We start from the raw sequence: 17324 nt of genomic DNA, 5'->3' as shown, positions 1-17324 counted from the left end.
TTTCCTGGAGCGCTACCCTAAGTCGCGCGCAACCGCCCACCGGGTCAACTGGTGGCGGTTCGACGTCTGCGTCTTGCGCAAAATGTTGGAGGCGTGCGTCTCCACCGTCTTCACCGAAATGAACAGCCGCTCGGCGATTTCCTTGTAGGTGTAACCACGCGCAAGCAGCCGCAACACCTCAAGTTCACGCCGGGTCAGCGAGTCCACCGCCGGGTCGTCCTCCTCCACAACCGGACCAGAGGCAAACGCGTCGAGCACAAACCCGGCAAGCCGCGGCGAGAAGTATGCGTCTCCGCCGCGCACCCGCTCAATCGCCTCCGCAAGTTCTGTCCCTGCGATGTTCTTGGTCACGTATCCGCGTGCCCCTGCACGGATCAGCGCGATGACATCCTCGGCAGCGTCGGAGACGCTCAGCGCCAAATACGAAGGTCCCGGCGCGCGCTTGAGCACAGCCAACCCGCCGCCGTCGGGCATGTGCACGTCCAGCAACACCACATCCGGGCGCTCCTTTTCGATCCCGCGCACCGCCTCCGCAACCGTGCCTGCCTCCCCGACGACGTCTAGCTGGCCATCGCCTGCGGCAGCCAGTTCGGCCTTCACTCCGGCCCGAAACACCGAGTGATCATCTACGAGAAACACGCGCGTCATAGGTCCAACGCTAGTTCGATCTCGGAGCCATTGCCTATCGACGACACCACGTTAACCTCTCCCCCAACCCGCTCCACCCGGCCCACGATGGAATCGCGCAGCCCGTGCCGGCCCGCCGGTACCGCCTCCGGGTCGAAGCCGGCACCCCGGTCGCGCACGAACACCTCGAGCCTGCCCGCGAGGTGCTCGGCGTAGACGTCGATCGTGTCCACCCCCGCGTGCTTGGCGGCGTTGACCATCGCCTCCCGGGCGGCGAGCACGACCGCTTCGGTGCGCTCATCGAAAGGAATGTCCTCGCCCACCGTGACCGGTTGAATCACGACCCCATAGGCGTCCTCCACCTCGCCCGCGGCCTTGTGCAACGCGGCGAAGGTGGTGGTGTGGTTGGACACGGTGTCGTCGAAAAGCCATGCCCGAAGTTCGCGCTCCTGACCACGGGCAAGGCGCACCACCTCGTCCGGATGATCCGCCTGGCGCTGAATCAGCGCCAGGGTCTGCAGCACCGAATCGTGCAGGCGCGAGGCGATCTCCGCGCGCTGATCCGCCACCGCCTTCGCCTCACGCTCCGCAACAAGCGAGTTGGTCAACTTGGCAATCAGCGGCACCACAAGCACCCCGACACCCAGCACCGTCACCAGCACAGAAACGACCACACCGGCGACCCCGGCGCTCTCCCCGAGGAGTGCCACAGCGAGCACCCCACTCATGATCAACAGCGCGCCTAAGGACAACGCGGCGATGTTGCCCCACGAATCCGTACCGCGGTCGTACGCCTGCAACGCAATCACCGCACCGACGATAAGCACGCCGATGATGAACACCACCGTGGCCCCCGCGCCGGAGGAAATCTGCAGCGACGTCAACGCACCAGCGAAACCTGCAAGCACCAGGAAGATGTCGAGCGCACTCGGGCGCTGCCGCGGCGCAGCACTTTCAGCAACCGGGGTAAACACCCACAGACCTGCGTACAGCAGCACGCCGAAGCCACCAGCGAAACTCGCCGCAACCAAAAACAGACGCACCCATTTCACGTCCACCCCGAGCAGGTCAGCCGCCCCGGACGCCACGCCAGCAATGACGCGGCGGGAACGATCACGGGTCAGCCGGGGATACAACGCAGACATGTCCCCTATCGTTGCACGGCAACTCCCTCAGGCACATCGGGGTAAACCCTGAGATGAAAACTCAGGGTCGTTCCCGATACCGCGCTTGGCGTTGCCTCGCAACAATAGAAGCTATGGAAACCAACACACTCAAGCGCATGTGGGAGACCCGCCCGCCCCGCATCCCACAAGACCAGGGCGGCAAGGCCGTCGTCGGTGGTGTCTGCGAAGGCATCGGTGCCCGCTACCAAATCGACCCAACGCTCATCCGCGTCCTGTTCGTCGTATTGTCAATCGCCTTCGGCGGTGGCCTGTTCCTCTACCTGCTCTGCTGGATCAATATGCCCCGCTTCGGGCTGACCCGCACCCCAGCAACTTCGATCGCCACCCCGAAAGAGCAGCTGACCAAGGTAGAGAAGAAAGAGCGCGACACCGGCTGGCTGCTGCTCCTCGGTCTTGTCATCTTCTTCCCGTCCGTTGCTGTTGCCAGCGACCTGCGCGGTGTTTTGGTTACCTTCGCGCTCTTCGCGCTCGGCTGGTACCTTGCCTACCAGCGCCAGCCGGAAGCACCGGAGGGACTCGTGGTGGGCTTGGAGTCGCAGACGAGCAAAGGCCCTGTCGTAGACACCTCCCACCTGACCGTGCCGGAGGGCTACGAACACCCCGGGCAGAAGCCACCGGCATGGGACCCACTCGGCGCGGCACCGGGCCTGTGGCACCTGCCGAACCCAGTCGAGCCAGCTCCGGAGCGTGCGCAACCAAAGAAGCGCTACTGGCTGTGGATCCCCGTCACGCTGGTGCTGACAACGGCAACGGTGTTTGCGCTGGGGGTCACCAGCGAAGTGCGACTTGGTAATTACAGCCGCTTCGGCAGCGCGTACATCACCGTGTACGACGTCGACGAGCTACCAGACCAAATGGGCACCAGCGGCTTCATCGGCGAGTCCTACATCGACTTCACCGATCTCGAACCGCTGAGTGAGCCGAAAACGGTCAACATTGCGAACAACATCGGCAGCACCGATATCATCCTGCCGGAAAACGTCCCCGTCGACATCAACTGCAAGGTGAACATCGGCGAAGTCGCATGCCCCGAAGAACGACAAAACGCGGACACAGACAGCGCACTACTGACGATCAACGTGTCGCAGCGCGTCGGATCCGTGTCCGCGTACTACGCCCGCGAGAACGCGGACGAAGGAAACTGACTTACTCCCACTCGATGGTGGCCGGCGGCTTGGACGTCACGTCCAGCACCACGCGGTTAACGTCAGCCACCTCGTTGGTGATGCGGGTAGAAATCACCTCAAGCGTCTCGTACGGGATGCGCACCCAGTCCGCAGTCATCGCGTCCTCGGACGCGACCGGGCGCAGCACGATCGGGTGGCCGTAGGTGCGGCCATCGCCCTGCACACCAACCGAACGCACATCGGCCAACAGCACGACCGGGCACTGCCAGATCTGGTCATCCAGACCAGCCTTGGTCAACTCCTCGCGAGCAATCGCATCAGCAGCGCGCAGGGTTTCCAGGCGCTCCTCGGTGACCTCACCGATGATGCGGATACCCAGGCCCGGCCCCGGGAACGGCTGGCGGTTCACAATCACCTCAGGCAGGCCAAGCTCACGGCCAACCGCGCGCACCTCGTCCTTGAACAGCAGGCGAAGCGGCTCGACGAGTTCGAACTCCACGTCATCCGGCAGGCCACCGACGTTGTGGTGGCTCTTGATGTTCGCAGTACCGGTGCCCCCGCCCGACTCCACAACATCCGGGTACAGGGTGCCCTGCACCAGGTAATCCACCTTGTGGTCGGACAGCACATCAGCCACGGCACGCTCGAAGGAACGGATGAACTCCGCACCGATCGCCTTACGCTTGGCCTCCGGCTCGGTCACACCAGCGAGCTTGTCCAGGAAGGCCTTGCGCTCGTCGACAGTGACCAGCTTCGCTCCGGTCGCGGCGACGAAGTCCTTCTCCACCTGCTCGCGCTCACCCTGACGTAGCAGACCGTGATCCACGAACACACAGGTCAAACGGTCACCGATGGCACGCTGTACAAGCGCTGCCGCCACGGCGGAATCCACGCCGCCAGACAGGCCGCAGATGGCGTAGCCGTCGCCGACTTGGTTACGGACATCGTCGATAAGCTGCTGCGCAATATTCGACGCCGTCCAGTTCTGCTCCAGACCAGCAATCTCCGTGAGGAAGCGGGTCAGCACCTCCTGACCGTGCGGCGAGTGCATCACCTCCGGGTGGTACTGCACACCAGCAAACTTGCGCTCCGCGTTCTCAAACGCAGCAACCGGCGCACCCGGGGTCGAGGCAGTGACCTCAAAGCCCTCCGGCGCCTGCGTCACAGAATCGCCGTGGGACATCCACACCGGGTGCTCATCCAGGCCAGCGTGCAGCACGCCACCCTTGACAGCCATCGCTGTGCGGCCGTACTCGCGGGCACCGGTCTCCTCGACCTTGCCGCCGAGCGCCTGCGTCATCACCTGGAAGCCATAGCAAATACCAAAGATCGGCAGCCCCAGCTCAAAGATCTCCGGATCGAGCTGCGGGGCACCCTCCGCGTACACCGACGACGGCCCACCGGAGAGCACCAACGCCTGCGGGTTCTTCTCACGAACCTCCGCAGCCGTAATAGTCGACGGCACAACCTCCGAGAACACATGCGCCTCGCGCACACGGCGGGCGATCAACTGCGCGTATTGCGCACCAAAATCAACGACAAGAACAGGGCGTTTCTGAGCGGTAGTCACGGCCCAAATACTAGCTGATGGCATATAGATCCGAATATATTGTCCATTCTTCGACGTTTCGCCCCAGAATGATCTGCATGACATTGCGTGCCCCCTCCCCGGTTGAACCCAATACCGACCGCACCGCCGTGTTGTGCATCCTTGGGTCCTGCCTGTTTCTGCAGCTTGGCGCCGCTCTTGCCACGCAGCTTTTCCCCCATGCCGGAACCTGGGCGACGAGTTCATTCCGACTACTCATCGCCTCCGTCATCCTGCTTGCAATCTCACGGCCAGCGTTTTGGCGCTGGATCCCCGAACAATGGGGTGCAGCGATCGTGCTCGGAGTGTCGTTAGGCTGCATGAACGGGTTCTACTACGCCGGTATTGCAACTGTGCCACTCGCATCCGCGGTAACCATCCAATTCCTCGGCCCGCTGCTGCTCGCCGCGGTGTTGTCCCGTTCGGTACGCGACGGCATCTCCGTCGGGCTTGCGCTTACAGGTATGGCGTTGCTTGGCGTTGATTCGCTCTCCGGTGAGCCGCTCGACCGCCTCGGCGTGTTCTACATCCTGATCGCAGGCGCTGCTTGGGCGGTGTATATCCTTGCCAACAAGCGCACTGGCCGCCTCATCGCCGGCCAAGGTGGGCTCGCGGTTGCTCTTGCAGTTGGTGGTTTGGTGACGTTGCCCTTCGGTTTCGAAGGCGCACTCGTTATCGTTTCCGATACCAATCTGCTGCTCCTCGCAATTGGTACCGCAATCTTGGCGTCGCTGCTCCCAACATCACTGGAACTGATTGCTATGCGACGACTCCGCCCCCAGGTATTTTCCATCCTCATCTCGTTCGAGCCTGCGTTTGCAGCACTCGTCGGATGGCTTGTGCTCAGCCAGGATCCCTCCCCGCTGAAGCTTGCGGCGATTGCCTTGGTTATCGGTGCTTCCGTCAACCAGACACTCGCCGGCAAGCGACTCCGACGTCAGGTTTAACGGACCGCAGCGCTGAGGCTGTCCAGAGCCTCGCGCACCTTCTCCGTCGAAGGTGCCTGTGCGAGGCGCTCAGCTGAGCGGTGCAGCTGGTTAATCGAGGCATCAGCAGCAGCCATTGCCTTGTTCACCTGCTCCACCAGCGGTGCGACCTCTTCGCCCATGTCGTTGGTGTTCTCAGACCAACGACGAATCATCTCGAGCGGAATCTTGGTCAGCTCCGTGATGGAGTTAACCTTCAGCTCCACGCGGCGACGGAACGACGAGTGCAAGAACACGGCGTCATCCATGTGCTTGACGTCAGCCTCGAGTGCGTCGACGAGAAGCTGCATCGACTCCTGCACGTTAGCCTCCGTGGAGAACTGTGCGGTCTGTGCGGTGTGCAGACGAGCCAGAGCAATCGCCATACGTGCGTTGGACGTCTTGGCGTAGAGCTCCTGAGCGGTCTCCTCGAGGGTCCTCGCGTTCTCGTCGATAATGCCACGCATCGTCGCCCACACCTGCAGCGGTGCGAGCAGCAGCGTACGCGATGCACCCTCGGTGACCACGTTTTCCATCTCGGCCTTCACATTGTTGGTCACTGCGTTTTCCTCGACCAGCGTCGCACTGGCCTTGCGCAGCTCCTCAGCAGCTTCCTTAATGGCGGTCTGCACCGTCATGAACTCGTCGAGTTCACGGTAGAGCGTCACAGCAGCATCGTAGATGTCGCCGGAGCCCTCCGGAAGCGTAAAGCCTGCATCCTCACGTGCCTGGACCTCAGCAGGAAGGACTTCGCGCAGGAATGCGTCGTAGTCCGGCAGCAGCTCCGTAACCTTCTCTGCGCCCATCACTGCACGCTCGCGGCGGCCAACACCGTTGGCCTTCGCCTCGTGCTCAACGATGTTTGCTTCTTGGTAAATACCAGCGGCTGCTTCGAAGTTCTCCGTCATCGGACGGGTACGCACCGACAGGTAACCGCCGTTTGGCAGCGGCGTAACAGTGGCAAACACGTCGTACGCGGAGCCGCTCTTCGCCTTATTACGCACATACGCGGCGAAAGGACGGCCATCCTCGATGGTGTCCCACATGAGTTTGAACGCCGCACCAGGCATCTCCTCATGACGGATGAGGTTGTGCGGCTTACCGATCATCTCTTCGGCGGAGTACTGCGCGTACTTGATGAACACATCGTTCACATGCGTCATCACACCTTTGGCGTCAGTCACCGAAAAGAAGATGTCGTTCACATCAACTTCGTGGAATGGGCCCTCAGGGGCGTCGCGAAGAATCGTTACACGGCTAGACATAGGTCGATTTCATCCAGTTCTTAGTTACGGATTGCCAAATCGGCTTTCTGGAAAGCTTTGATCCCAGTATAGCCACATTTCGCCATAATTCTTTTCAGTCCACCAATGAGATTCATCGCACCCCACGGATCGCTCGATGGACCGAAGAGCACGACCTCCAGTGGCGCCGAAGAAGTGAAGTCAGGTTCCTTCCGCACGCTACCTCGCGGAAAACGTGGGTGAGCTGTCTGAGCTTCCCAATACACGCCACCGGCAGCAGCCTCAGTTGCCTTCGTCAATGGGTTGCCAAGCATGACAGCATCTGCACCACAAGCGATGGCTGCAGCAATCTCGCCTGCCCCCCAAATAGTGGTATCCGCAAGAATGTGGACATAACGTCCACCAGTCTCATCGAGGTAATCCCGACGTGCTGCCGCGACATCTGCGATAGCGGTAGCCATCGGGACATTCACCACCGTGTCGGCATCGCCCGAACCGACAATGACACCAGCAACGCCAGCGCGCATCAGGTGGGTCGCGGTCGTGTAGTCATACACACCACCGGCAATGACCGGCACGTCGAGCGAACCGACGAACTCTTTCAAGTTCAACGGTTCCCCACCTTTTTGCACGTGCTCTGCAGACACGATCGACCCCTGAATGAAGAGGATTTCTGCACCTGCGGCGATAACTACAGGCGCCAATTCGCGCACGTTCTGCGGGCTCACGCGCACCGCAACAGTCACGCCAGAGTCACGCACCTGGGCGATACGTTCCGAAAGCAAGTCGTGATCAAGTTCTGCGGCGTGCAACTCCTGCAAGGTGCGCACGGCACGCTCACCTGCCTCGACAAACTCCTGGTACTTCTCAGCCGTATCGACGTTAAAGGGGTCCTCGCATGATTCCACCACCTTCTTCACCGCAGCCTCCAGATCAGCGTGTCGGCCCCACAGGCCTTCCGCGTCAATCACACCGAGGCCACCCTGCTTGCCCATCTCGATAACAAACTCAGGGCTTGCCAACGCGTCCGTCGGATGGGACGCAAGCGGGATATCGAACGTGTAGGCATCAATATGCCAGGAGGTGTCCACATCCTGCGAGGAGCGGGTGCGTCGTTTCGGAACGATCGACAAATCACTCAAGCCGTAAGCCTTGCGGGCTTCGCGCCCAATGCCGATTTCCACGTAGTCACGCATGTTGTGCTGGTTCTCCTACTGGCGGTAGTTCGGTGCCTCGACGGTCTGCGTGATGTCGTGCGGGTGGGACTCACGCAGGCCCGCGGTGGTGATCTGGACGAACTGCCTGGTCTGCAGCTCCTCGATAGTGGATGCGCCTGTGTAGCCCATCGCGGCGCGCAGACCGCCAACGATCTGGTGGGTGATGGAATCCAGGTCACCGCGGAACGGCACGCGCCCCTCAATGCCTTCCGGCACGAGCTTGTCCTCGCTTGCCACATCCGCCTGGAAGTAACGGTCCTTGGAGAAGGAACGCTTCTCACCAGTCAGTCCACGGCCCTGCATTGCACCCATGGAGCCCATGCCGCGGTAACGCTTGTACTGCTTGCCGCCGACAACAACAATGTCGCCTGGCGCTTCCGCCGTGCCCGCCAACATGGAGCCGAGCATGACGGTGGATGCGCCGGCAGCCAATGCCTTAGCCACGTCGCCAGAGAACTGCATGCCACCGTCGGCAATGATCGGCACACCTGCAGCCTTCGCCGGCACGGCCGCCTCGAGGATGGAGGTAATCTGCGGTGCACCAACACCTGCAACCACGCGGGTGGTGCAGATAGAGCCCGGACCGATACCGACCTTGATGGCGTCTGCGCCAGCGTCGATCATGGCCTTCGCAGCGCTACGGGTAGCCAAGTTGCCACCGACAACGTCGACGCGGTCGCCGAATTCCTTCTTCACACGAGAGACCATCTCAAGTACACGGTTGTTGTGTGCGTGCGCGGAGTCGACAACGAGCGCGTCTACGCCCGCCTCAACGAGCAGACCAGCGCGCTCAAATGCGTCCTCACCGGTACCGACGCCAGCAGCGACAAGTAGACGGCCGTTCTCATCCTTCGAGGCGTTCGGGTACTGCTCGCTCTTGACAAAGTCCTTCACCGTGATCAGACCGGCAAGCTTGCCTTCGGAGGTCACAATCGGAAGTTTCTCCACCTTGTTGGCGGATAGCAGATCGAGCGCTTCCTTCTTGTCCACACCCTCCTGCGCTACAACCAGCGGCATCGGGGTCATGACCTCTGCAACCTTGCGCTGAGCATCCGGCTCGAAGCGCATGTCGCGGTTGGTGATGATGCCAACAAGACGGTCAGAACCGTCAACTACAGGAAGGCCCGAGATGCGGAAACGGGCGCACAGTGCATCGACGTCGGCGATGGTCATATCGGGGGTGGCGGTAACAGGGTTAGTCACCATGCCGGATTCCGAGCGCTTGACCACATCGACGTGCTCCGCCTGGTCCTGAGCGCTCAAGTTACGGTGCAGCACACCGATACCGCCCTGGCGCGCCATCGCGATCGCCATACGGGATTCGGTCACTGTGTCCATCGCCGCCGAAATAATCGGCATGCCGAGACGGATATTGCGGGTGAACTGGGCTTCGGTGCTCACCTCAGATGGAACAATGTGGGACTCCGCCGGAAGCAGCAGCACGTCATCAAACGTCAGCCCCCTCAGCGCCACCTTGTTCGGATCGTCGCCACCCGTCCATACTCGTGCCTCAGACATCGACATGTTCTCCTCTCCCGCGCGATTGTTTTCAGCAATGATATAACGCCGCGCAAGCTCTGGGGCTATGCGGGGATGACGCCCTGATTGGCCTAGCAAGCGGCCACTTAATAGGCTGGGCACCGTGAATTACGACGACATGATGCCGCTGGACCCGTTCGCGGACGACCCAAACGATCCGGCGTCGTTCATCGAAGACGATGAGATCGTGGAGCCCCTCTCCCCTGAGGAGCGCGTCGCCGTCATCCAGGACCTTGCACACGTACGCGACGCACAACGCATGCTAAAGCCGCGCGGAATTTTGGGCATCCATTTCCTGTGCGAGGACTGCGACCAAATGCACTACTACGACTGGGAGATCATGGAACAAAACATGATCGCCACCCTCAACGGGGAACTTCCCCCGGTGCATGAGCCCAGCGCGCAACCGAACGTCACTGCGTACGTTCCGTGGGATTACGCGATGGGCTACCTCGATGGTCTCGAGGCACGCTAGCTAGAAATTTTCCGACGAGCCCGCCCCGCCCGGCACTACCGGCGCGGGCGTTGCTGCGTACCGCGATGCAGAATCAACTGGGTTCGACGAGACATTATCGCGGACCGTCGGCCGTGCTGGCGGCTGATCTCCTGGGATCGGAGTTTGCTCGCGCGAATCGGACGGCTCCACCACCGTCGGTCGCGGTTGCTCCTGCGGCTGGCGCGGCGGCAAGCTCCCGTTCGAAGGCGCCACGGCATCCGACCCCGGCGCCGGTGCCCCGGCCGGCGGCTGCGCATTTTCCGGAGCAGGCGCAGGGTTCTGCTCCGGCGCCGGCGCAGGCTGCTGCACGCTCGGCGGAACTTCAACTTCATGGACCTCCACCACAGTCGTGGTTTCAGTAACCGTGCGTGGCGCTGGCTGCACTACGTCTTCACCGTTGCGCGCCTCACGCATCTTGATACCTGCCATAAGCCCCCTAGCCTGCTCAAGCAGGCTTCGGGCGGCCTCCATATCCCCGCTTTGGTTCGCTGCCTCCAGCTCGTCGAGCGTGGTTGCCAACTCCACCATCGTGGTTTCGTTCGCCGAGCTCTGCGTGCCATACACCGCAGCGCCAGTGCCGACGATAGCCACAGACGCAGCTGCAGCACCGACCACACCTGCGACCCATGGGTTGGCGGTCCGGCGGCGCGCGCGGGCGTCGTCAAGCGATGCAACCGGCGCAACCGGCGCAACCGGGATCACCGTGGGAGCCGCTGGCATCGGGCGATCGACGTCCTGCTTTAGTCCAAGCAGCGCCGCAGCCAGTGGGTCACTGCCGTCACTGGGGTCTACACCACTCGAAAGCGCATCAAGAAACGCATCGTCGCGAACGTACTCTTCTCCAAAGTCGCCGCCACCAAAATCACGCGTCATGGCCTGAATGGTCTCCTTCCAACTGCTCACGCAACTTGGACAGCGCCCTATGCTGCGCGACACGCACCGCACCTGGAGTACTGCCCACTACCTCTGCCGTTTCTTCCGCCGAGAGGCCCACAAACACTCTCAGAATCACAATGTCGCGAGCCTTATCACTTAATGAATCGAGTAATGCGCGAACTTCGTTACTTCCGTCTGCAACAACGGCTGCATCCTCCGGCGTGAACGCAACAACCTCCTGGTCAGGGACATCTTCAGTAGGCGTTGTCTTGTCACGCACCAGGCTGCGGTGCGCATCGGCGACCTTGTTAAACGCAATGCCGTACACAAACGCCATGAACGGCCGCCCGGTATCCACGTAGCGGTCAATGGACGTCGCTACCGCCAAGCAGATCTCCTGAGCGACGTCCTCCGCAGTCGGCATGCGCCCGCCTCCAATGCGCGCCCTGGCGTAGCGCAGCACCCGTGGATGGACGATGGCAATCACACGCTGGAGAGCACGCGCATCCCCTTCGGCGGCACGTGGAACGAGGGTGACAAGTTCATCTTCCTCGTCACCCGCTGTCGCGCCGGTATTGCCAATCACAAGCAAACACTATAAACACTCATTCCCCCGCCATATGAGTTACCGACGCGTATCCAAGAATTCACCAACCTTTAACTCTTGCCATTTTCCCTGCGAATTGCGCTTTTATTCACAAGAGCCTCCGAGAAACACCCGTGCCGTAACCGCGCGGCAACCCTTTGTTCACCCACCGCCGGAACACTGCACTGCTGGTTGTGTACATCACGTTTTCCACGGCAAAGGAGATCTCACACCATGACGTTGCCACAGCAACTCCCCGGCCCCAATGCAGACTTTTGGGATTGGCAGCTTCACGGCGCCTGCCGAGGCGAAGCCTCGGAAATCTTCTACCACCCCGAGGGTGAGCGGGGCCGCGCCCGCACGCAGCGTGAGAATCGAGCGAAGGCTATTTGCTTCAATTGTCCGGTGCTTACCCAGTGCCGCGAGCATGCCCTGCGTGTGGCCGAGCCCTATGGCATCTGGGGCGGCATGAGTGAATCTGAGCGCTCCACTGCCCTGCGCCGCGGCCTTGGCAGCGTGAAGTACGTCGCCGCCGTCAAGTAAGCGCACGACAGAAGAATCACGCCAAAAGAAAAACAGTGCCCTACCGAAGTGGGGCACTGTTTTAGCGTATCGACGACACCCTAGTGGGCGTGTGCGTGACCTTCCTCGCCTTCTTCGGCCGGCTTGGTCACCACGGATACCTCCGTGGTCAGCACCATGCGAGCCACGGATGCGGCGTTGACCACAGCGTTGTGGGTCACCTTCACCGGGTCGATGATGCCCTGGTCGATGAGGTTGCCGTACTCGAGCGTGGCGGCGTTGAAGCCCTCGCCGTTGTTCATCTCGGCAACCTTGGACACGACGACAGCGCCGTCGAGGCCCGCGTTGTCAGCGATCCAGAATGCCGGCTTGGACAGTGCACGTGCCACTGCCAGCACACCGGTCTTCTGCTCGCCTTCGAAGCCTTCAGCAAACTCCTCAAGCTGCTTGGCAATCTGCACCAGTGCGGAGCCGCCGCCGGCGATGATGCCTTCCTCTGCTGCCGCGCGGGCAGCGTTGATGGCGTCCTCGACGCGGAGCTTGCGCTCGTTTTGTTCGGTCTCGGTCGCTGCACCGACGCGCAGCACCGCGACACCACCGGAAAGCTTGGCCAAGCGCTCCTCGGCCTTTTCCTTGTCCCAGGTGGAATCCGTGGTTTCGATCTCGCGGCGGATCTGCTCGCGGCGCTCCTCGACTGCCTCTGCCGTGCCGGCACCGTCGACGATGACCGTGTCGTCCTTCGTCGTGGTTACGCGGCGTGCGGAGCCAAGGTGGTCCAGGGTGGCGTCCTTGAGGTTGATGCCAACCTCTGGGTCGATGACGGTCGCGTCGGTGACAACAGCAAGGTCATCCATGAACGCCTTGCGGCGCTCGCCGAAGTACGGCGACTTCACAGCAACGACCTTGATCACCTTGCGGATCGCGTTGACAACGAGAGCCTGCAGCGCCTCGCCTTCGATGTCCTCGGCCACGACGAACAGCGGCACCGACTCCGATGCAACCTGCTCAAGCAGCGGGAGGAAATCCGGCAGAGAGGAGATCTTGCCGCGTACGAGCAGCACGCGGGCGTCCTCAAGCACGGCCTGGCCGGCATCCGGATCGGTCATGAAGTACGGGGAGAGGAAGCCCTTATCAAAGGAAATACCCTCAGTCAGATCCACGTAGGAATCAATGGACTGAGACTCCTCGACGGTAAGCACACCGTCTTTGCCCACCTTCTCCATGGCACCTGCGACCATCTCACCAACCTCAGGGTCGCGAGAGGACACGGTGGCCACGTTGGCGATCTCAGCGGACGACTTCACGTCGGTCGCGCGAGCCTTGAGCTCCTCGACGACCTTGTCGGCTGCCGCCTTGATGCCCTTATTCAGCTCGATCGGGTTCGCACCAGCAGCCACGTTGCGCAGCCCTTCGGCGACGAGCGCCTGGGCGAGCAGCGTTGCGGTGGTGGTGCCGTCACCTGCAATGTCGTTGGTCTTGACTGCGACGGACTTCACCAGCTGCGCACCGAGGTTCTCAAACGGATCCTCAAGGTCAATGTCGCGGGCGATGGTCACGCCGTCGTTGGTGACGGTCGGGCCGCCCCAGGACTTTGCAAGCACAACGTTGCGGCCACGGGGACCGAGGGTGACCTTCACCGCGTCGGCGAGCGTGTTCACGCCGCGCTGGATGCCCTCGCGAGCTTCCTGATCAAATGCGATGAGTTTTGCCATAGCGTTTTACTTACTTCTCGACGACGGCCAGCAGGTCACGAGCGGACAGCAGGAGGAACTCCTCGCCGCCGTACTTCAGCTCGGTGCCGCCGTACTTGGAGAAGATAACCGTGTCGCCTTCCTTCACGTCCACGGCGATGCGGTTGCCATTGTCGTCGAGACGACCCGGGCCAACAGCGATGACGACGGCTTCCTGCGGCTTTTCCGCCGCGGAATCCGGAATAACCAGGCCGGAGGCGGTGGTGGTTTCAGCCTCAGCGATCTGGACGAGGACCTTGTCCTCCAGCGGCTTGATGTTGACGTTTGCCATGATCAAAAACCTTTCATTGGTGAATGATTCAATAGTTCAGGTCTCACGAGGCGCAGCCGTCGTCGCGGGTGAACAACTGTGCTTCACACAACCTGCCTTAGCACTCTACCTATGAGAGTGCCAGCCAACAACACTGGTGGCGTTTAGCGGTTTTTCACCGCGTTACGCCACAGCTCGAACTCTTCGGGATTGTCGTTGCGGAAGTTTTCCACCGCACGGATCGCGTTGACGACCTCTTCGACCGTTCCCTCGCTGATGCTGTCGCCCCCGCGCGCCGCGAAGATCACTGGCCCGCAGATCGACCGGGTGGGATCCGTAAGAAACTCCGGGGTGTCCGTCTCTGCAGTGTTACGCGCGAGGGACGCAACAGGGTTCGGCTCTGCTCCGACAATTCCAGCGTCAACCCGGTAAATCGCGTGGAACCGGTTGCCGTCGCGGTCAAACGCCACGTCCACAACACCATCGGTTCCGCCACCGAGCATCTCGCGCGCAGAGTCCTCGTCGAACACGATGCGACGGTACGTCAGATCTGGGTTGACGAGCAGCCCGAAACGTTCGCGTTCGGCCTGCTCTTGGCTAAATTGCTCGGTGGTCACGGAGGATTTCCTTTCACGGGATACAGTTCAGGTGCTCAATGTAGCCCCTCCCCGGTGACCTCGCTCGGCGAGCAATTACACGAGCGGAACCTCTACCTCGAGCGACGTGTCCGTGCCTACGCCCAAATCAGACGGCGTGGCCCCTTCGTGGATGAGCTGACCCGCAAGCGCTGCGATCATCACACCGTTGTCGGTGCAGAGTTTGAACCGTGGCACACGCAGTTCGATGCCGTGGTCGTCGCAACGCTGCTGCGCGAGTTCACGCAGACGACTGTTGGCCGCCACACCCCCGCCGAGCAGCAGGGTGTTCGCGCCGGTGTCCTCGCAGGCCATGATCGCCTTGGCGGTAAGCACGTCGCAGACTGCCTCCTGGAAGGACGCGCACACGTCCTCCAGCGAGATCACGCGGCCCTCACGCTCGGCGGCCTCAACGTGGCGCGCGACCGCAGTCTTCAGCCCAGAGAACGAGAAGTTGTAACGGTGTTCGCCGCGCAGATCCTCCGCACGCGACAGCGCCCGCGGAAAACGCACCGCATTCGGATCCCCCTGCGCAGCTAACTTGTCGACGACCGGGCCACCCGGGTAGCCCAACCCCAGAAGCCGGGCCACCTTGTCGTAGGCCTCACCAGCAGCGTCGTCGAGTGTGGTGCCGAGTTCCTTCATCGGCTTGCCCACCGCGTCAACCTCGAGCAGCTGCGTGTGCCCGCCAGAGACCAACAGCGCAATCGAGTGCGGCAAGCTTTCCCCCTCGAGGTTGGCCACAGCGACGTGGCCGCCAAGGTGGTTCACGCCGTAAAAGGGCACGCCCCAGGCGGCGGCGTATGCCTTCGCGGCGGAAGCGCCAACCAGCAGTGCGCCTGCAAGACCGGGCCCGATCGTGGCTGCTACGGCATCTGGCTTCTCAATACCAGCGTCCGCCAGCGCCTTTTCCATCACCTGCGGCATCGCCTCAAGGTGTGCACGGGAGGCGATCTCCGGCACCACACCACCAAAGCGGGCGTGCTGTTCCATCGAGGACGCGACGACGTCGGCAAGGATTTCCATCGTGCCGTCGTCATGAAGGTTGATGATGCCTACGCCAGTCTCGTCGCAGGAGGACTCGATACCGAGGACAATCATTGCTTACACCCTTTCGCTCTTGCGCGGGCGCGTCATGGTGTACGCGTCCATGCCGGAGGCCTGATAGTAGTTCTTCCGCACGCCGGCGGTGAAAAACTCGAAACGTTTATACAGCGCGATCGCGGGCTCGTTATCCACCCGCACCTCAAGATAGACCGGACCATCCATGAGGTCAGCGGTGTGCATCATCTGGTCCATCAACGCCCGGCCCAGGCCGCGGCCCTGCTGTTCGGGGTCCACCCCGATGGTGTGGATTTCAAACTCTGGGTCGTCGCGCGGGCCCAGCATTGCAAGCCCCGCGTACCCAAGCATCCGGTCTGCTTCAAACGCACCGAGGTAAAACGTGTGGGGCGCAGCAATCTCTGAACGAAATGCTGCCTCCGACCACGGGTTATCCCCAGCGAACAGGACAGCCTCTATCGCTGCCGCCGCGGCCGCATCGCCGACTGTCAGTTCACGGAACTCCATCACGGCAGCGCGGGCGACTTCGGAGCTTGCTTCGGTGGCACCGCATCCGGCCGACGCAAATACAGCGGGACGAGAGGCTCCGGGGTGGCGCTCAGATCCGCCACAGCAACCAACCCAGCCGGGGCCGGCGCATGGTACGCAATAGTGCCTGCTACGACCGTGACCTGCTCTGCAAGGTTGTCGGGCACGCTCAGCACGTCCACCTGCTCCACTGGCAGATCCGCCGGCTTACATACCTCGGGGCCTGCAACACGGGCACCGTCGTTGTACCGGGCCCAGTACACCTCGCGGCGGCGGGCGTCGGTCACCACAAGCACATCGCCTTGGCGGTCTACCGCTACCGCATCGTGGGTGCATACCCCATGCACCGGAATGCCAAGCGCCTGGCCAAGCGCAGAGGCGGTGGCCATCCCGACACGCAAACCGGTAAACGGGCCCGGCCCGCAACCGACAACGATGGCGTCGAGGTCGGCGAAGGTGAGCGAGGCTTCGTCGAGAAGCACCTGCACTGTCGGCACAAGCTGCTCGTTGTGCGCACGCGTAGCAACGGTTGCCTCAGCAAGCGTTTTCGCCGCCTCGGTATCCACGACACCTGCGACCAAATCCGTAGTCGCCGTGTCGAGGGCGAGCACCAGCATTACTGGCCCATCCCCAGAGCCCACTGGCCCTTCGTGTTGTAGAACGGCATTGCGGTGTTCAGCGGGAAAGTCTCCGACTGCGGAACAGTGCAGATGTCGACCTTCTTCAACTCAACCGGGTCGATCAGGGCAGTCTCACCCTCCGCTGGGATCAGCAGCACGTAACCCATCTCGCCGTTGAGGTCCACATCCTCATCCGTCAGCGCGAAGGCTTCCTTCTTCGCCTTCACCAGCTCCTCCGGCTCGCCTGGGCACAGCGTGGTGTACCCCATGTACTCGTTTGCGTCGTACACCCTGGACGGGTCAACGAGCTGCGCGGCAACCACGTCACCGCCCGGACGGGTCTGCAGCAACGCACGCGTCAGCGAGTTCGTCGGCTTCACCTCGTCCACAGCGTTCGAGCCACGGGACTGCGGAATGAAGATGATCCCGATCAGGATCACCAACCACAGCACCGCCGCAAGAATGATCCAACCACGGGCTTTGCTACTCGTTTTCAGCATGGGT

The 17324-nt window shown here is 61.9% G+C and carries 19 protein-coding genes; 4 read left to right on the top strand and 15 right to left on the bottom strand.

Annotated elements, in window-relative coordinates:
* Window positions 1-12: 12 nt before the first annotated feature.
* Window positions 13-648 (bottom strand): LuxR C-terminal-related transcriptional regulator, encoded by a 636-nt coding sequence (locus HMPREF2617_RS07645; RefSeq protein ID WP_070570581.1) that lies wholly within the window; start codon window positions 646-648, stop codon window positions 13-15.
* Window positions 645-1772 carry an ATP-binding protein gene (locus HMPREF2617_RS07640; protein ID WP_070840441.1) on the bottom strand — a complete coding sequence of 376 codons (1128 nt, stop codon included), beginning with the start codon at window positions 1770-1772 and terminating at the stop codon, window positions 645-647. The genes HMPREF2617_RS07645 and HMPREF2617_RS07640 overlap by 4 nt, the downstream gene beginning before the upstream one ends.
* A gap of 113 nt (window positions 1773-1885) precedes the next feature.
* Between HMPREF2617_RS07640 and HMPREF2617_RS07635 the strand changes: the two genes are divergently transcribed.
* Complete coding sequence (locus HMPREF2617_RS07635) at window positions 1886-2959, top strand: PspC domain-containing protein (RefSeq protein ID WP_070840440.1); 1074 nt, start codon at window positions 1886-1888, stop codon at window positions 2957-2959.
* A gap of 1 nt (window position 2960) precedes the next feature.
* Here HMPREF2617_RS07635 and guaA read toward each other — a convergent pair whose 3' ends face one another.
* Window positions 2961-4535 carry a glutamine-hydrolyzing GMP synthase gene (gene guaA / locus HMPREF2617_RS07630; RefSeq protein WP_141758822.1) on the bottom strand — a complete coding sequence of 525 codons (1575 nt, stop codon included), beginning with the start codon at window positions 4533-4535 and terminating at the stop codon, window positions 2961-2963.
* A gap of 53 nt (window positions 4536-4588) precedes the next feature.
* Here guaA and HMPREF2617_RS07625 point away from each other — a divergent pair, with 53 nt between their 5' ends.
* Window positions 4589-5476, top strand: coding sequence for an EamA family transporter (locus tag HMPREF2617_RS07625; protein WP_070422778.1), 888 nt, complete (start codon window positions 4589-4591; stop codon window positions 5474-5476).
* Here HMPREF2617_RS07625 and HMPREF2617_RS07620 read toward each other — a convergent pair.
* From HMPREF2617_RS07620 to guaB, 3 genes are read right to left on the bottom strand one after another with little or no spacing between them, the layout of a single operon-like run.
* Window positions 5473-6759 (bottom strand): PAS domain-containing protein, encoded by a 1287-nt coding sequence (locus tag HMPREF2617_RS07620; RefSeq protein WP_070840439.1) that lies wholly within the window; start codon window positions 6757-6759, stop codon window positions 5473-5475. The genes HMPREF2617_RS07625 and HMPREF2617_RS07620 overlap by 4 nt on opposite strands.
* Before the next feature lie 20 nt (window positions 6760-6779).
* Window positions 6780-7934, bottom strand: coding sequence for a GuaB3 family IMP dehydrogenase-related protein (locus tag HMPREF2617_RS07615; RefSeq protein WP_070482462.1), 1155 nt, complete (start codon window positions 7932-7934; stop codon window positions 6780-6782).
* A 15-nt stretch (window positions 7935-7949) separates the two neighbouring features.
* Window positions 7950-9473 (bottom strand): IMP dehydrogenase, encoded by a 1524-nt coding sequence (gene guaB / locus HMPREF2617_RS07610; RefSeq protein WP_070840486.1) that lies wholly within the window; start codon window positions 9471-9473, stop codon window positions 7950-7952.
* 124 nt (window positions 9474-9597) lie between these two features.
* On the opposite strand from guaB, the gene HMPREF2617_RS07605 reads away from it, so the two are divergent.
* Complete coding sequence (locus tag HMPREF2617_RS07605; RefSeq protein ID WP_070422774.1) at window positions 9598-9969, top strand: DUF5319 domain-containing protein; 372 nt, start codon at window positions 9598-9600, stop codon at window positions 9967-9969.
* On the opposite strand, the gene HMPREF2617_RS07600 is transcribed toward HMPREF2617_RS07605, so the two are convergent.
* Window positions 9970-10863, bottom strand: coding sequence for a hypothetical protein (locus HMPREF2617_RS07600; protein ID WP_070840438.1), 894 nt, complete (start codon window positions 10861-10863; stop codon window positions 9970-9972).
* Window positions 10853-11452, bottom strand: coding sequence for a sigma-70 family RNA polymerase sigma factor (locus tag HMPREF2617_RS07595; protein WP_224213064.1), 600 nt, complete (start codon window positions 11450-11452; stop codon window positions 10853-10855). Before HMPREF2617_RS07595 ends, HMPREF2617_RS07600 begins: the two co-directional genes overlap by 11 nt.
* 234 nt (window positions 11453-11686) lie before the next feature.
* On the opposite strand from HMPREF2617_RS07595, the gene HMPREF2617_RS07590 reads away from it, so the two are divergent.
* Window positions 11687-11995 carry a WhiB family transcriptional regulator gene (locus HMPREF2617_RS07590; RefSeq protein ID WP_070422772.1) on the top strand — a complete coding sequence of 103 codons (309 nt, stop codon included), beginning with the start codon at window positions 11687-11689 and terminating at the stop codon, window positions 11993-11995.
* An 80-nt stretch (window positions 11996-12075) separates the two neighbouring features.
* Here HMPREF2617_RS07590 and groL read toward each other — a convergent pair whose 3' ends face one another.
* The 7 genes from groL to HMPREF2617_RS07555 all read right to left on the bottom strand — a co-directional run bounded on the left by groL (window position 12076) and on the right by HMPREF2617_RS07555 (window position 17320).
* On the bottom strand, window positions 12076-13686 hold the full coding sequence (gene groL, locus HMPREF2617_RS07585; RefSeq protein WP_070422771.1) for a chaperonin GroEL: 1611 nt from the start codon (window positions 13684-13686) through the stop codon (window positions 12076-12078).
* A gap of 10 nt (window positions 13687-13696) precedes the next feature.
* Window positions 13697-13996 (bottom strand): co-chaperone GroES, encoded by a 300-nt coding sequence (gene groES, locus HMPREF2617_RS07580; RefSeq protein ID WP_070422770.1) that lies wholly within the window; start codon window positions 13994-13996, stop codon window positions 13697-13699.
* A gap of 143 nt (window positions 13997-14139) precedes the next feature.
* The gene (locus HMPREF2617_RS07575) at window positions 14140-14592 is read right to left on the bottom strand and encodes a hypothetical protein (RefSeq protein WP_070840437.1); all 453 of its coding nucleotides are present in this window, start codon (window positions 14590-14592) and stop codon (window positions 14140-14142) included.
* 75 nt (window positions 14593-14667) lie between these two features.
* Window positions 14668-15711: a tRNA (adenosine(37)-N6)-threonylcarbamoyltransferase complex transferase subunit TsaD gene (gene tsaD / locus HMPREF2617_RS07570; RefSeq protein ID WP_070815592.1), complete on the bottom strand. Its 1044-nt coding sequence runs from the start codon at window positions 15709-15711 to the stop codon at window positions 14668-14670.
* Window positions 15712-15714: 3 nt separating this feature from the next.
* A complete protein-coding gene (gene rimI / locus HMPREF2617_RS07565) occupies window positions 15715-16179 on the bottom strand; it encodes a ribosomal protein S18-alanine N-acetyltransferase (protein WP_070482471.1) in 465 nt (154 codons plus the stop codon).
* Window positions 16179-16817 (bottom strand): tRNA (adenosine(37)-N6)-threonylcarbamoyltransferase complex dimerization subunit type 1 TsaB, encoded by a 639-nt coding sequence (gene tsaB, locus HMPREF2617_RS07560; protein ID WP_070422766.1) that lies wholly within the window; start codon window positions 16815-16817, stop codon window positions 16179-16181. The genes rimI and tsaB overlap by 1 nt, the downstream gene beginning before the upstream one ends.
* Window positions 16817-17320, bottom strand: coding sequence for a hypothetical protein (locus tag HMPREF2617_RS07555; RefSeq protein ID WP_070422765.1), 504 nt, complete (start codon window positions 17318-17320; stop codon window positions 16817-16819). The genes tsaB and HMPREF2617_RS07555 overlap by 1 nt, the downstream gene beginning before the upstream one ends.
* Between the last annotated feature and the right edge of the window lie 4 nt (window positions 17321-17324).

The sequence above is a fragment of the Corynebacterium sp. HMSC070H05 genome (genome assembly GCF_001837615.1).
Taxonomy (GTDB): Bacteria; Actinomycetota; Actinomycetes; order Mycobacteriales; family Mycobacteriaceae; genus Corynebacterium; species Corynebacterium coyleae.
This window is presented reverse-complemented; position numbering and strand designations above follow the sequence as displayed.

What these genes read in the sequence shown, in the direction of transcription:
- HMPREF2617_RS07645 (WP_070570581.1), bottom strand. Translation starts at nt 648, where the DNA reads ATGACGCGCGTGTTTCTCGTAGATGATCACTCGGTGTTTCGGGCCGGA.
- HMPREF2617_RS07640 (WP_070840441.1), bottom strand. Translation starts at nt 1,772, where the DNA reads ATGTCTGCGTTGTATCCCCGGCTGACCCGTGATCGTTCCCGCCGCGTC.
- HMPREF2617_RS07635 (WP_070840440.1), top strand. Translation starts at nt 1,886, where the DNA reads ATGGAAACCAACACACTCAAGCGCATGTGGGAGACCCGCCCGCCCCGC.
- guaA (WP_141758822.1), bottom strand. Translation starts at nt 4,535, where the DNA reads ATGCCATCAGCTAGTATTTGGGCCGTGACTACCGCTCAGAAACGCCCT.
- HMPREF2617_RS07625 (WP_070422778.1), top strand. Translation starts at nt 4,589, where the DNA reads ATGACATTGCGTGCCCCCTCCCCGGTTGAACCCAATACCGACCGCACC.
- HMPREF2617_RS07620 (WP_070840439.1), bottom strand. Translation starts at nt 6,759, where the DNA reads ATGTCTAGCCGTGTAACGATTCTTCGCGACGCCCCTGAGGGCCCATTC.
- HMPREF2617_RS07615 (WP_070482462.1), bottom strand. Translation starts at nt 7,934, where the DNA reads ATGCGTGACTACGTGGAAATCGGCATTGGGCGCGAAGCCCGCAAGGCT.
- guaB (WP_070840486.1), bottom strand. Translation starts at nt 9,473, where the DNA reads ATGTCTGAGGCACGAGTATGGACGGGTGGCGACGATCCGAACAAGGTG.
- HMPREF2617_RS07600 (WP_070840438.1), bottom strand. Translation starts at nt 10,863, where the DNA reads ATGACGCGTGATTTTGGTGGCGGCGACTTTGGAGAAGAGTACGTTCGC.
- HMPREF2617_RS07590 (WP_070422772.1), top strand. Translation starts at nt 11,687, where the DNA reads ATGACGTTGCCACAGCAACTCCCCGGCCCCAATGCAGACTTTTGGGAT.
- groL (WP_070422771.1), bottom strand. Translation starts at nt 13,686, where the DNA reads ATGGCAAAACTCATCGCATTTGATCAGGAAGCTCGCGAGGGCATCCAG.
- groES (WP_070422770.1), bottom strand. Translation starts at nt 13,996, where the DNA reads ATGGCAAACGTCAACATCAAGCCGCTGGAGGACAAGGTCCTCGTCCAG.
- tsaD (WP_070815592.1), bottom strand. Translation starts at nt 15,711, where the DNA reads ATGATTGTCCTCGGTATCGAGTCCTCCTGCGACGAGACTGGCGTAGGC.
- rimI (WP_070482471.1), bottom strand. Translation starts at nt 16,179, where the DNA reads ATGGAGTTCCGTGAACTGACAGTCGGCGATGCGGCCGCGGCGGCAGCG.
- tsaB (WP_070422766.1), bottom strand. Translation starts at nt 16,817, where the DNA reads ATGCTGGTGCTCGCCCTCGACACGGCGACTACGGATTTGGTCGCAGGT.
- HMPREF2617_RS07555 (WP_070422765.1), bottom strand. Translation starts at nt 17,320, where the DNA reads ATGCTGAAAACGAGTAGCAAAGCCCGTGGTTGGATCATTCTTGCGGCG.